Source organism: Paraburkholderia largidicola (assembly GCF_013426895.1).
Classification (GTDB): domain Bacteria; phylum Pseudomonadota; class Gammaproteobacteria; order Burkholderiales; family Burkholderiaceae; genus Paraburkholderia; species Paraburkholderia largidicola.
The window spans coordinates 2,500,820-2,514,847 of sequence record NZ_AP023174.1 but is presented as its reverse complement, the minus strand read 5'-3'; the positions used below and the strand labels follow the sequence as shown (position 1 = coordinate 2,514,847).

The following is a 14,028-nucleotide window of genomic DNA, read 5'->3' as shown; positions in this document are numbered from 1 at the left end:
CGTGAAGCTCGATTGTAGGGAAAATCCGCGCGGCGGTTGGCTGCGCCGCCCTGTGGTGCGTCGCGTGGTGCTGGCGCGCGTCAGGCCTCGACGGGTTCCGTGGCCGTCAGCGCACATTCGGCGACGAACGGCGCGGGCTGTGCAATCCGGAAACCGAAATCGCGCGCAATCCGCTTCGCGAGCTTCAGCACCGCGCGATCTTTCGACACCAGCCAGTCCGCCTGCATCGCATACGCGAGTTCTAGGAACTTCTGATCGTCGCGGTCCTTGCATTTGGGGAGCGCGGGCGTGTTTTCGGCGGGTGCGGGCGGCTCGACCAAAGTCGACAGCCGCGCGAGCGTCGCGAGCGCGGCGGTTTTCTCGACGGCGCGTTTTGCGAACTGCGGATAGTCGAGCACGTACGTCAGTTCGGCGAGGCAGCGCGCGTCGATCAGCGCGCGCAGCGCGCCGCTTTCGAGCGCGGCGAGAATGGGGCGCGTGTGCGGATCGTCGAACACGAGAATGTCGATCCACACGTTCGAATCGAGCACGACGGCAGGCGCCGCCGCGCTTTTCGCGGCAGGCGTGTTCTGTTCAGGCAAGGCAGGGGTTTCGGGCATTCGTTACAATCTGGCTTTCGTCTTTGACCGCCAGGCACGGCGTGCCTGAAAGCCTCTATGATAATCGTTCTGTCGCCGGCCAAATCGCTCGACTACGACACCCCGCCGCACGTCAAGAAACACACGATCCCCGATTTCGTCGATGACGCCGCCGAATTGATCGGCGATCTGCGCCGTCTGTCGCCGCAAGACATCGCGTCGTTGATGGACATTTCCGATCAGCTCGCGCATCTGAATTTCCAGCGTTACGCCGACTGGTCGCCGAAATTCGACACGTCCAACGCGAAGCAGGCCGTGCTCGCGTTCAATGGCGACGTGTACGAAGGCTTCGACGCGAAATCGCTATCCGCGTCCGATCTCGACTATGCGCAGCAGCACGTGCGCGTGCTGTCGGGCCTGTACGGTTTGCTGCGTCCGCTCGATCTGCTGCAGCCGTATCGGCTCGAGATGGGCACGCGCTTCGAGAACCGGCGCGGCAAGGATCTGTACGCGTTCTGGGGCGAGCGCATCACGCAGGCGCTCAACCGGCAACTGGAGAAGAAACGGGATGGTTCGCGCGTGCTGATCAACTGCGCGTCGACGGAGTATTTCAAGTCGGTCAAGCCGAAGAAGCTCGCCGCGCCCGTCATCACGCCCGTATTCGAAGACTGGAAGGGCGGGCGCTACAAGATCATCAGTTTTCACGCGAAACGCGCGCGCGGCCTGATGGCGCGCTATCTGGTAGAGAATCGCTTCGAAACGCCGGAGCAGCTCAAGGACTTCGACGCCGAAGGCTACGCATTCGAAGCCGATGCATCGAACGATTCCACCTATGTCTTCCGCCGGCGCATCGCGGACTGACGCCGCGCCGCATAAAGCAGGAACACCATCATGACGCTATCCATTACCAGCAATTTCGACGCAGGCGCGATCGAAGTCCTGTCCTGTGCACAGGCCGACAATATCCGCTTGCGCGTGCGCCCGGACAGCCATGCCGACTTTGCGCAGTGGTTCTATTTCCGCTTGTCGGGCGCGCGCGGCGAGCGCTGCGTGATGACGTTCGAGAATGCCGCCGATTGCGCATTCGCCGACGGCTGGCGCAACTATCAGGCGTGCGCGAGCTATGACCGCGTGAACTGGTTTCGCGTGCCGACCTCGTATGACGGGCGCGTGCTGACCATCGATCACACGCCCGATTTCGACCGCATCTATTACGCATACTTCGAGCCTTATAGTGAAGAGCGCCACTCGGAATTTCTCGGCGCTGTCCAGCAGATGCCGCATGCGGCGCTGACGGAGCTGGGCAAGACGGTCGAAGGCCGGCCGATGTCGCTGCTGACGCTGGGTGCGCCGACCTTGCTCGAAGACGGCACGCTGAAGCCCAAGAAGACCGTCTGGATCATCGCGCGCCAGCATCCGGGTGAGACGATGGCCGAATGGTTCGTCGAAGGTCTGGTGAAGCGGCTCGCGGGGTGGGGCGACTGGTCGGGGGATCCCGTCGCGCGCAAACTTTTCGATTACGCCGACTTCTACATCGTGCCGAACATGAACCCGGACGGCAGCGTGCACGGCAATCTGCGCACCAATGCGGCCGGCGCGAACCTGAATCGCGAATGGATGGAACCGGATGCCGCGCGCAGCCCCGAAGTGCTGCTCGTGCGCGACGCGATTCATGCGACGGGCTGCGATCTGTTCTTCGACATTCACGGCGACGAAGCGCTGCCGTATGTGTTCGTGGCGGGCTCGGAGATGTTGCCGAGCTTCACCGAACGCCAACGCCAGGAGCAGACGGCGTTCATCGAAAACTTCAAGCGCGCGAGTCCCGATTTCCAGGACAAGTACGGTTATGAAGCGAGCAAGTATCGCCAGGATGCGCTCAAGCTCGCGTCGAAGTACATCGGCAACGAGTTCGGTTGCCTGTCGCTGACGCTGGAGATGCCGTTCAAGGACAACGCCAATCTGCCCGATGAACGCGTGGGCTGGAACGGCGAGCGCAGCGCGTCGCTCGGTGCGTCGATGCTGCAGGCGATTCTCTGGCATATGGAGACGTTTGCCTGACGTGTATCGTTGACGCACGGTAAAGGTATGTAAAAAGGCGAGGCCACGCATGATGCGTGGCCTCGCCTTCTTGTTGCTCGCGTGAATTGCCTGACGCGCTGTTCGGATCAGGCGTGGGCGCGAGTCAATGCGCCTTCTTCGTGGCCGATTTTTTCGCGCTCGTTTTAGCGTTGGTCTTCGCGGCGCTGCTCTTGGTCGTCACGGCCTTGCCTGACGATTTGCCTGACTTCTTGTTGCCCGACTTGTTCGTCGTGCCTTTCGTCGACTTGCCCGAGTTCTTCTTCGAACCCTTGCCGCTGACGGCGTGCTTGCCCTTCGCCGTGTTCGAGCCCGACGACGCGGCGCTTCGCGCGCGCAAAGGCGGCACCGGGTCGTTCCAGCTGAACGCGAGCATCTGCGCGCCGACGTAGCCGCAGCGGAATTTGAGTTGCGCCGGGTCGCCGCCGCCTTGCGGCACGCCCAGGCCTTCGACGGTCACGACACTGTCGACCTTGACCTTCTGCTTGCCTTCGTCGAACGAATCGTTCCAGGGCGTGACGGCCGAGTGTGCGCTGTCGAATGAACTGGGTGGAAACTCGACGTGATCAAAAGCCGTCGAGGTGCTTGCGACGAAGTCGCCATGCGCGGCGCAATCCGCAACGAGCGGATCGGCGTGCATATCGTTGATGAATTTGCTGACGAGGTCGTTGTGCTGCCCGAGTTGATCGGCGAGGGCAGGCAGCGAGCATGCGAGCGATGCGCTCGCAACCCACACCGCCAACCGGCCGACCAACCGCGGCAATCGGCGCGGTGCGTTGGTGCGATCCATCTATCTATGTTCAATGCTGTGAAGACGTCTGGCACATAAGATGCCCGTCTGCAGGAAGGAGTTCAATCCTGGCACAAATATTTTCTCGTGTCGTGGTGCGAAGGCTCAACGAGCGATAGATAGGCGGATGTTGCATGCATGAGCGAACGCGCCGGACGGGCGCATTCATCTCGATGCCGTTGCAGTGCAATTGAGGGATCAGGTGCGCGGGCCGCCGAGGCGATAGCGGCGCACGTCATATGTCGTGACCCACGCGGGTCGATAAACGGCGATCAACGCCGTCGACATACCCGTGAACCACGATTCACCCGACGCAAGCAGGAACACGCTAAATGCATAGCCGGCCGGGATCACCGACATCGAGCCGCCGGCGAGCGCGATATGCGTTGCCAACGCAACGGCCGATGCCACCGTGACGGCAATGGCGGGCGACACGAAGCCCTGGCCGAAGATGAACATGAAGAGATTGCGCGGCAGCCACGCGATACTCGCGCGTTGCAGGAGCGTCGATACGCCGACGGGCACGGCGCCGAACACGAGGAAGGTGAGTGCGATGCCTTGCCACGGCGCGTCGAAGACGACGGCAGCAAGCCCGGTCACGATGGCCATCGCGATGAGTGCAAGGCCCCAGTCGAATAGCGTGACGACGAGCGTTGCACCGAGCAGGTGAATCACTGTGCCATCTTCGAGCCATGCGTTGGTCGCCCATAGCACCGATACGGCGACGATGATGGCGAGCCACACATGCTGGAGCACGGGTTCCTGCAAGCGCTTGAACGGGTTTTTCCAGAGCGCGAGCGCGAGCAAAGCCACAGCGGCGATCCAGCCACCGACAGCGACCCACAACGGAAGCGGTGTGTAGAGGAAACCCATGTCTTCATATTACTCGTTGAATAGCGAAACGTGTGAGCGGATTCCATGCCAGCGATGATTTATGTCTATTCGCAGTGGATTCCTTTCGACCTTTACATTCTTTGCATCTCTACATCGCGCCGTCGTCGCATTCCGGGCGCTTGCGCCGCGTGTCGTAGGGCGTCGTCGCTTCGGCGGCCATCGGCAGTGCGCCGGCAGTGTCGTTGGCAGGCAACGGATAGCGGAACGTTCGCGGCTTGCGCTGGCGCAATGGCGCAACGTTGGATGTCACGCGCGCGGGCCGCTGGATGCGATTGTGTCCGCTGCGCAGCACTTCGAGTTGCGCCGTGAGCCAGCCGTTGTAGATTGCCACGGCAGCGGCGCGGTTCGGTGCGCCCAGTTGCTGGAAGATCGTCGCCAGATGGATTTTCACGGTGCCCTCGCTGATGCCCAACGCGCGAGCAATCATTTTATTCGTACTGCCCATGTGCACGCAGCGCATGATCTGTTCTTGCCGCGGCGAAAGGCCGCCGCCCAGGCGTGGCCGCTTTGGCGGCGCGACCAGTTCGAGCGGGCGCGCGTCGTTCAATGGACGCGCGAGCTTTCCGGATGGCACGGGTGCGTCGAACGAAAGGGCACCAGCGGGGATGTAGTGGACGCCCAGCAAAACCATTTCCAGCGCGCGCACGATCACGCGTGGATCGGTGGAGCGCGGAATCACGCCGAGCACGCCTTTCTCGACGAACGCGCGCACATGGGCGGGCGTGATGTCGTCGACCAGCACGGCGACGGGCAGGCCGGGATGGTTGGCGAGCAACGTGCGGGCGTCGAGGGGCGACATCCAGTCCTCCCAGTCGATCAGCAGCAGATCCGGTTGCAGGCGGCGCAGCGTGCGCTCGACCTGCGACCAGTCCTGTGCTTCGCCGAACCGTGCCTGCCGGTCGATCTGCCGTAAGAGTGTCTTGAGTCCTTCCCTGCGTTCGGCGTCCGAGTTGAATACTGAAAATCGCATGCATTGCCTCCTGATCGATCGGTCGTGGCGGCGCGATACACGCAACGATTTCGTCGTCGCGCGGCGATGCACCATCGTGTCGATGATGACAAATTCCCAGTCGCGTGGCGGCCTGTCCAGGTGGCATAGGACGAGTGCCATGAAAAAAGCCCCGCACGCGGCGGGGCTTGATTCGATGCAGAGAAATCTCTGAAGTGATCAGTGGAAATGTGGCTGAGCGGGCTCGGCATCTTCCGGCATTTCGGCGTGAACGATCTCGCCGAGCGGATCCGCATAAAGCGGGACGCCACAGTCGTCACAATATTCCGGCTCGAAACGGCCCGCGTGACGGCGGATATCGGTGATGCCCGTTTCTTTCAGCAGCGCGACGATGTCTTCCAGCGGACCTTCCGCCGACATTGCTTCTTGCGGTTCTTCGTCGATGCCCGGGTCGCCGTTCTCGCGGCCGTATAGCGGCCACACGACGCCGTAGATCACGTCGTTGCTGCCGCGACGCGTGAAGCCGATCCGGTATTCGTCGATGCGGCGCTCGCCGAAGCCCGCGACGACGGCGCGCAGTTCGTCGGGCGTCGCGCCGATCGTGTCGAACAGGTAGCGCACCGCGGTACGAACGGTGTGCGGACGTACCCGCTCGTCGGCGTCGCGGCAGGCCGAGTAATAGGCGTCCGGCAACAGGCATTCGAACTCGCAGCCGGGTAGCACGACAGCCAGATTGGCGCCGCCTTGCGTGGCCCATTGCTCGAGGCATTGGCCGCGCTCGATGCGCGAGCCGCCTTCTTCTTCCTGCCAGCGGAACACCGGCGCGCCGACGGGCGCGGCGACGACGGCCAGCACGAAACGCGGATCGGCCAGAATGGGCGACGTTTCCGGCAGTTCGCCAAAGTTGATCTTCGCGTTGCCGCCGCCGACGGCTGCCTGCGCGAGTTGCTGCGCGAGGCGCCAGGTTTCGACGTGATGACGCGGCAACTGGTCGATGCTATACATAAAGGGCGCCATCGCGACGCGCGTGTCGGCTGCAAGCACATGTGCCTGCAGATGGGCACGCAGTGCGTCGGCCGCGTCGCCTTTGAGCGAGCCCGACGGAATGGCGTAGCGCGTCCAGGCCAGCACGGGCGCGGCGATCAGCAGCGCTTCGTACTGGACGCCGTCCTGCTCGACGATCAGCGACTCGCTATGCGTTTCGGCCATGTCGGCAAGGGCGCCGTAAGCGTCCGGATGATTCTGCTGCAGATGGTCGAGTGCGGCGTCGAGCGTCGTCTGGTTGCCGTTGCGGACTATTTTCGCGAGCAGTGCGTCGAGCTTGGATTCCCAGAAGCGGTCTTCGGTGCGGCTGCCCGACGCGAAGAGCGCGAGCGACAGACCGACCAGCTTGTCGGCATCGGGAGGGAGACGTTTGGCGATTCGCGAGCGCATAAATCCGGAGGTTGTGTGCAGAGAACCATATATTCTAGTCGTTTCTTCGTCGACATATTATCGACACGCACTGCTGGCAGCGAATCACCCGCAGTGTGGGCTTGTCAGTCTGTGAAGGGCTTGCTTGCGGCGGCTGTCCGTTGTTGTCTTTTGTTGCGGTCGCGGCTTTTGCCTGAGCTTTCCTATACTCGTTCTGCAGACGTTTCGGTGTTTGCGCGACGGTCGTTCTGGTCAGTGCGGGATCGTATCGGGGGTGATGCATGGTGAAGTCGGACCAACTGATCGAGCGGCTGGCTGCCGTGTTTGCGTTGCTGCTGCTGGTCGGCGGCTCGCTGCTGGTGCTGGCGCCGTTCACGACCGCGCTGCTGTGGGGCGCGATTCTCAGCTATAGCTCGTGGGGCTTGTATTGCAAGCTGTCGCAGACTTTGGGCGGGCGGCGCAAGTGGGCGGCGACGTTGATCGTGCTCATCATTCTGGTCGTCGTGCTGGGGCCCTTCGTCTACGCGGGCTTCGCGCTGGGCGCGCACACCAAGGACATCACCGCGCTCGTCCAGAGGCTGACGGATTCAGGCCTGCCTGATCTGCCCGACTGGGTTGCGCGAATTCCGCTCGTCGGTTCGAGTATCGAATCGTTCTGGGAACGCGTAACCAGCAGCAATTCGGAGATGGTTGCGCAACTGCGCGTGCTGGCCGCGCCGGCAGGCAAGTGGGTTCTCGCAGCGGCGCTTGCCGTCACGCATGGGCTGGGATTGCTCGCGCTCAGCATCATTCTCACTTTCTTCTTTTATACGGGCGGTGAGGGCGCGGCAGCATGGCTTAATGCGGGCATGCGGCGCATCGCCGGCGAGCGCGCCGACTATCTGCTGGCGTTGGCGGGCAGCACGGTGAAGGGCGTGGTGTACGGCATCCTCGGGACGGCCCTGGTGCAGGGCGTGCTGGCTGGCTTCGGCTGCTGGATTGCGGGCGTGCCGACGCCGGCGCTGCTCGGACTCGCGACATTCTTTCTTTCGGTGATTCCAGGTGGCCCTGTCGTGGTGTGGCTGCCCGCCGCGATCTGGCTTTATCACGGCGGCGAAACGGGATGGGCGATCTTTCTCGTGGTGTGGGGCGTGATAGTGGTGGGCATGTCCGATAACGTCGTCAAGCCTATCCTGATCGGCAAGAGCAGCGACATGCCGCTGATTCTCGTGATGCTCGGCATTCTGGGCGGCGCGTTCGCGTTTGGCTTCCTCGGCGTGTTTATTGGGCCGACGCTTCTCGCCGTGGCTTATACGGTGCTGCACGACTGGACGATCGGTTCGCCCGATGCTCGCGAGCTGGCCGCGAGGACGGGCGGAAAACCTCCAGATCCTGTGGGGCGAATAGAGAAGGCGCGGGAAGAATGATTGTTCTGGTCGATTTCGAAAAAACTTTGCGCCATACCCTTGTCACGGGACGCGGGATGGCCTAAGATTCGCGTCCTCGTTGAGCAGCAGGCAGTTGGATGCAACGCAACGGGGCCGCGGCAGAAACGGCGCGGTCGTAGAGTCAGCAGGGTTTTTCAGGCGATGCTAAAAAAACCGGTTGACGAAACGAAAAAGGTTCTTCATAATCTCGTTTCTCTGCTGCTGACGCAGCAACGCGGTGAAAGCAAGGCGCTTCTCGCGAATGTTCTTTAACAATCAACAGCCGATAAGTGTGGGTGCTCGATGGCGGCGCGCGGTGATCTTCGGATCACTGATATAGCGAAAGTAATCGAGTCTCACACAGAAGTAATTGAGGAAGGTTTGAGCAATCAGATCTTTCGTCAGTGATTTTGAGTGAGCGACCGGTTCTTAACGGAACCGAAAAACAGTAACAGGTTTGAACTGAAGAGTTTGATCCTGGCTCAGATTGAACGCTGGCGGCATGCCTTACACATGCAAGTCGGACGGCAGCGCGGGGGCAACCCTGGCGGCGAGTGGCGAACGGGTGAGTAATACATCGGAACGTGTCCTGGAGTGGGGGATAGCCCGGCGAAAGCCGGATTAATACCGCATACGCTCTATGGAGGAAAGCGGGGGATCTTCGGACCTCGCGCTCAAGGGGCGGCCGATGGCAGATTAGCTAGTTGGTGGGGTAAAGGCCTACCAAGGCGACGATCTGTAGCTGGTCTGAGAGGACGACCAGCCACACTGGGACTGAGACACGGCCCAGACTCCTACGGGAGGCAGCAGTGGGGAATTTTGGACAATGGGGGCAACCCTGATCCAGCAATGCCGCGTGTGTGAAGAAGGCCTTCGGGTTGTAAAGCACTTTTGTCCGGAAAGAAAACCTCCGTCCTAATACGGTGGGGGGATGACGGTACCGGAAGAATAAGCACCGGCTAACTACGTGCCAGCAGCCGCGGTAATACGTAGGGTGCAAGCGTTAATCGGAATTACTGGGCGTAAAGCGTGCGCAGGCGGTTCGCTAAGACCGATGTGAAATCCCCGGGCTTAACCTGGGAACTGCATTGGTGACTGGCGGGCTAGAGTATGGCAGAGGGGGGTAGAATTCCACGTGTAGCAGTGAAATGCGTAGAGATGTGGAGGAATACCGATGGCGAAGGCAGCCCCCTGGGCCAATACTGACGCTCATGCACGAAAGCGTGGGGAGCAAACAGGATTAGATACCCTGGTAGTCCACGCCCTAAACGATGTCAACTAGTTGTCGGGTCTTCATTGACTTGGTAACGAAGCTAACGCGTGAAGTTGACCGCCTGGGGAGTACGGTCGCAAGATTAAAACTCAAAGGAATTGACGGGGACCCGCACAAGCGGTGGATGATGTGGATTAATTCGATGCAACGCGAAAAACCTTACCTACCCTTGACATGTACGGAACCTTGCTGAGAGGTGAGGGTGCCCGAAAGGGAGCCGTAACACAGGTGCTGCATGGCTGTCGTCAGCTCGTGTCGTGAGATGTTGGGTTAAGTCCCGCAACGAGCGCAACCCTTGTCCCTAGTTGCTACGCAAGAGCACTCTAGGGAGACTGCCGGTGACAAACCGGAGGAAGGTGGGGATGACGTCAAGTCCTCATGGCCCTTATGGGTAGGGCTTCACACGTCATACAATGGTCGGAACAGAGGGTTGCCAAGCCGCGAGGTGGAGCCAATCCCAGAAAACCGATCGTAGTCCGGATCGCAGTCTGCAACTCGACTGCGTGAAGCTGGAATCGCTAGTAATCGCGGATCAGCATGCCGCGGTGAATACGTTCCCGGGTCTTGTACACACCGCCCGTCACACCATGGGAGTGGGTTTTACCAGAAGTGGCTAGTCTAACCGCAAGGAGGACGGTCACCACGGTAGGATTCATGACTGGGGTGAAGTCGTAACAAGGTAGCCGTATCGGAAGGTGCGGCTGGATCACCTCCTTTCCAGAGCTTCGCGTCTCAAAGTTGAGCGCTCACACTTGTCGGCTGTTAATTGAAGACAGGCTCAGGGGTCTGTAGCTCAGTCGGTTAGAGCACCGTCTTGATAAGGCGGGGGTCGATGGTTCGAATCCATCCAGACCCACCATTGCCTTGTCTGGTGTGGTTGCTGATGTAGCTGGCTGGATATGCCCTGTGCGCTGTATGACTGGGGGATTAGCTCAGCTGGGAGAGCACCTGCTTTGCAAGCAGGGGGTCGTCGGTTCGATCCCGTCATCCTCCACCAATTCCCAATGCCTAGCGTTCAGTGCGAACTGAGCATTAAGCATTGGCAATTGAGCCAGTCAGCAAGTGATTTAAGGCATAGCGCCTTATATCGGCTGTCGTTCTTTAACAATCAGGAAGAAGTAGTAAAGAGATTCACGAAAGCGTGCTTAGAGATGGGCGCGTGAGTAGGTGAATCAGGGTTGTGATTGTATCAATGTATTTTTTGAGTTCATCGAAAGACGAACCTGGAATACGGCACAACGCGAATACTCAACCTGTAGCGGATGTTATCCGGTGAGCAATCACTGAGAGACACACCCGTTATAGGGTCAAGCGAACAAGTGCATGTGGTGGATGCCTTGGCGATCACAGGCGATGAAGGACGCGGTAGCCTGCGAAAAGCGGAGGGGAGCTGGCAAACGAGCTTTGATCCTCCGATATCCGAATGGGGAAACCCGGCCCGTATGGGTCATCCATGGCTGAATACATAGGCCATGTGAAGCGAACGCGGTGAACTGAAACATCTAAGTAACCGCAGGAACAGAAATCAACCGAGATTCCCAAAGTAGTGGCGAGCGAAATGGGACCAGCCTGTACTCTTTATCTTCGTTGTTAGCCAAACGCTCTGGAAAGTGCGGCCATAGTGGGTGATAGCCCCGTAGGCGAAAACAGCGAGGAAGAACTAGGTGTACGACAAGTAGGGCGGGACACGTGAAATCCTGTCTGAAGATGGGGGGACCATCCTCCAAGGCTAAATACTCGTGATCGACCGATAGTGAACCAGTACCGTGAGGGAAAGGCGAAAAGAACCCCGGGAGGGGAGTGAAACAGATCCTGAAACCGCATGCATACAAACAGTCGGAGCCTCGCAAGGGGTGACGGCGTACCTTTTGTATAATGGGTCAGCGACTTACATTCAGTGGCGAGCTTAACCGATTAGGGCAGGCGTAGCGAAAGCGAGTCCGAACAGGGCGATTCAGTCGCTGGGTGTAGACCCGAAACCAGGTGATCTATCCATGGCCAGGATGAAGGTGCGGTAACACGTACTGGAGGTCCGAACCCACTAACGTTGAAAAGTTAGGGGATGAGCTGTGGATAGGGGTGAAAGGCTAAACAAACCTGGAAATAGCTGGTTCTCTCCGAAAACTATTTAGGTAGTGCCTCGTGTATCACCTTCGGGGGTAGAGCACTGTCATGGTTGAAGGGTCCATTGCGGATTACTTCGCCATAGCAAACTCCGAATACCGAAGAGTGCAATCACGGGAGACAGACATCGGGTGCTAACGTCCGGTGTCAAGAGGGAAACAACCCAGACCGCCAGCTAAGGTCCCCAAATATGACTAAGTGGGAAACGAAGTGGGAAGGCTAAAACAGTCAGGAGGTTGGCTTAGAAGCAGCCACCCTTTAAAGAAAGCGTAATAGCTCACTGATCGAGTCGTCCTGCGCGGAAGATGTAACGGGGCTAAGTCATATACCGAAGCTGCGGATGCACATTTATGTGCATGGTAGGAGAGCGTTCCGTAAGCCTGCGAAGGTGCGTTGAAAAGCGTGCTGGAGGTATCGGAAGTGCGAATGCTGACATGAGTAGCGATAAAGGGGGTGAAAGGCCCCCTCGCCGTAAGCCCAAGGTTTCCTACGCAACGTTCATCGGCGTAGGGTGAGTCGGCCCCTAAGGCGAGGCAGAAATGCGTAGCTGATGGGAAGCAGGTCAATATTCCTGCACCAGTGTGAAATGCGATGGGGGGACGGATCGCGGAAGGTTGTCCGGGTGTTGGAAGTCCCGGTCGCTGCGTTGGAGAAGGTGCTCTGGCAAATCCGGGCACGGAATTCAAGGGCGTGGCGCGAGCTTCTTCGGAAGCGAAGCAATCGGAAGGGGTTCCAGGAAAAGCCTCTAAGCTTCAGTTTCACATTGACCGTACCGCAAACCGACACAGGTGGGCGAGATGAGTATTCTAAGGCGCTTGAGAGAACTCGGGAGAAGGAACTCGGCAAATTGGTACCGTAACTTCGGGATAAGGTACGCCCCTGTAGCTTGATGCCCCTGCGGGCAAAGGGTGAAGGGGTTGCAATAAACTGGTGGCTGCGACTGTTTAATAAAAACACAGCACTCTGCAAACACGAAAGTGGACGTATAGGGTGTGACGCCTGCCCGGTGCCGGAAGATTAAATGATGGGGTGCAAGCTCTTGATTGAAGTCCCGGTAAACGGCGGCCGTAACTATAACGGTCCTAAGGTAGCGAAATTCCTTGTCGGGTAAGTTCCGACCTGCACGAATGGCGTAACGATGGCCACACTGTCTCCTCCCGAGACTCAGCGAAGTTGAAGTGTTTGTGATGATGCAATCTCCCCGCGGCTAGACGGAAAGACCCCATGAACCTTTACTGTAGCTTTGCATTGGACTTTGAACCGATCTGTGTAGGATAGGTGGGAGGCTATGAAGCGTGAACGCCAGTTTGCGTGGAGCCGTCCTTGAAATACCACCCTGGTTTGTTTGAGGTTCTAACCTTGGCCCGTGATCCGGGTTGGGGACAGTGCATGGTGGGCAGTTTGACTGGGGCGGTCTCCTCCCAAAGTGTAACGGAGGAGTACGAAGGTACGCTAGGTACGGTCGGAAATCGTGCTGATAGTGCAATGGCATAAGCGTGCTTAACTGCGAGACCGACAAGTCGAGCAGGTGCGAAAGCAGGTCATAGTGATCCGGTGGTTCTGTATGGAAGGGCCATCGCTCAACGGATAAAAGGTACTCTGGGGATAACAGGCTGATACCGCCCAAGAGTTCATATCGACGGCGGTGTTTGGCACCTCGATGTCGGCTCATCTCATCCTGGGGCTGTAGCCGGTCCCAAGGGTATGGCTGTTCGCCATTTAAAGAGGTACGTGAGCTGGGTTTAAAACGTCGTGAGACAGTTTGGTCCCTATCTGCCGTGGGCGCTGGATATTTGAAGGGGGCTGCTCCTAGTACGAGAGGACCGGAGTGGACGAACCTCTGGTGTACCGGTTGTCACGCCAGTGGCATCGCCGGGTAGCTATGTTCGGAAGAGATAACCGCTGAAAGCATCTAAGCGGGAAACTCGCCTTGAGATGAGATATCCCCGGGGCTTCGAGCCCCTTGAAGGGTCGTTCAAGACCAGGACGTTGATAGGTCAGGTGTGGAAGCGCAGTAATGCGTTAAGCTAACTGATACTAATTGCCCGTAAGGCTTGATCCTATAACAGGTGTGTCTCGACCAGCGTTAGCGCTTCAGCGCTTACGCTGGTCCGATCCCCGAAGGGGATACTGTGAACCTCCAGAGGAGGTATCAGGACACACAGGTTGAGATCAGTGTTGTGCCAGATTAAACAACACAACCCCCCTCTTTACGCTTCTTCCAGATTGGCTGTGGCGCGCAAAACCGCGACGCAGCAACCCGTCAAAGCCTGATGACCATAGCGAGTCGGTCCCACCCCTTCCCATCCCGAACAGGACCGTGAAACGACTCCACGCCGATGATAGTGCGGATTGCCCGTGTGAAAGTAGGTAATCGTCAGGCTGCCTATATCAACCAAGACCCCGCCCTCAAAAGCGGGGTCTTGGCGTTTGCGGCGCACAGTTTTAATGGCGCGCCCGCGGCAAGGGGCTCAAGCCGCAATGGCTGGCTTCGCAATATCCCCTCATTTCCCCTTACCAAGGTA

8 protein-coding genes, 2 tRNA genes and 3 rRNA genes are annotated in these 14,028 nt (G+C 59.0%); 8 read left to right on the top strand and 5 right to left on the bottom strand.

The genetic code is table 11. From position 1 onward, the window contains the following. Positions 1 to 80: 80 nt before the first annotated feature. The gene (locus tag PPGU16_RS11160) at positions 81 to 599 is read right to left on the bottom strand and encodes a putative toxin-antitoxin system toxin component, PIN family (RefSeq protein ID WP_180720042.1); all 519 of its coding nucleotides are present in this window, start codon (positions 597 to 599) and stop codon (positions 81 to 83) included. A gap of 57 nt (positions 600 to 656) precedes the next feature. On the opposite strand from PPGU16_RS11160, the gene yaaA reads away from it, so the two are divergent. Both yaaA and PPGU16_RS11150 read left to right on the top strand, forming a co-directional pair. Continuing rightward, positions 657 to 1,439, top strand: coding sequence for a peroxide stress protein YaaA (gene yaaA, locus PPGU16_RS11155; protein ID WP_180720041.1), 783 nt, complete (start codon positions 657 to 659; stop codon positions 1,437 to 1,439). A 30-nt stretch (positions 1,440 to 1,469) separates the two neighbouring features. Then, on the top strand, positions 1,470 to 2,636 hold the full coding sequence (locus tag PPGU16_RS11150) for a M14 family metallopeptidase (protein ID WP_180720040.1): 1,167 nt from the start codon (positions 1,470 to 1,472) through the stop codon (positions 2,634 to 2,636). A gap of 124 nt (positions 2,637 to 2,760) precedes the next feature. Here PPGU16_RS11150 and PPGU16_RS11145 read toward each other — a convergent pair whose 3' ends face one another. The 4 genes from PPGU16_RS11145 to PPGU16_RS11130 all read right to left on the bottom strand — a co-directional run bounded on the left by PPGU16_RS11145 (position 2,761) and on the right by PPGU16_RS11130 (position 6,721). Next, positions 2,761 to 3,444, bottom strand: a complete 684-nt coding sequence (locus PPGU16_RS11145) for a BspC domain-containing protein (RefSeq protein ID WP_180720039.1) — start codon at positions 3,442 to 3,444, stop codon at positions 2,761 to 2,763. Between the two features lie 198 nt (positions 3,445 to 3,642). Beyond that, positions 3,643 to 4,317 (bottom strand): energy-coupling factor ABC transporter permease, encoded by a 675-nt coding sequence (locus PPGU16_RS11140; protein ID WP_180720038.1) that lies wholly within the window; start codon positions 4,315 to 4,317, stop codon positions 3,643 to 3,645. A 109-nt stretch (positions 4,318 to 4,426) separates the two neighbouring features. Next, a complete protein-coding gene (locus PPGU16_RS11135; RefSeq protein WP_180720037.1) occupies positions 4,427 to 5,308 on the bottom strand; it encodes a LuxR family transcriptional regulator in 882 nt (293 codons plus the stop codon). Positions 5,309 to 5,506: 198 nt separating this feature from the next. Continuing rightward, a complete protein-coding gene (locus PPGU16_RS11130; protein WP_180720036.1) occupies positions 5,507 to 6,721 on the bottom strand; it encodes a DUF2863 family protein in 1,215 nt (404 codons plus the stop codon). A gap of 260 nt (positions 6,722 to 6,981) precedes the next feature. On the opposite strand from PPGU16_RS11130, the gene PPGU16_RS11125 reads away from it, so the two are divergent. The 6 genes from PPGU16_RS11125 to rrf all read left to right on the top strand — a co-directional run bounded on the left by PPGU16_RS11125 (position 6,982) and on the right by rrf (position 13,886). Further along, positions 6,982 to 8,106, top strand: coding sequence for an AI-2E family transporter (locus PPGU16_RS11125; protein WP_180720035.1), 1,125 nt, complete (start codon positions 6,982 to 6,984; stop codon positions 8,104 to 8,106). 459 nt (positions 8,107 to 8,565) lie between these two features. After that, positions 8,566 to 10,096, top strand: a 16S ribosomal RNA gene (locus tag PPGU16_RS11120). A 65-nt stretch (positions 10,097 to 10,161) separates the two neighbouring features. Continuing rightward, positions 10,162 to 10,238: transfer RNA gene (locus PPGU16_RS11115), tRNA-Ile, on the top strand. Between the two features lie 62 nt (positions 10,239 to 10,300). Further along, positions 10,301 to 10,376 (top strand) — tRNA-Ala (locus PPGU16_RS11110). 308 nt (positions 10,377 to 10,684) lie between these two features. Continuing rightward, positions 10,685 to 13,565, top strand: a 23S ribosomal RNA gene (locus PPGU16_RS11105). 207 nt (positions 13,566 to 13,772) lie between these two features. Further along, a 5S ribosomal RNA gene (gene rrf, locus PPGU16_RS11100) occupies positions 13,773 to 13,886 on the top strand. Together the 16S, 23S and 5S rRNA genes with 2 tRNA genes alongside form the textbook arrangement of a ribosomal RNA operon. The last annotated feature ends 142 nt before the right edge of the window (positions 13,887 to 14,028 follow it).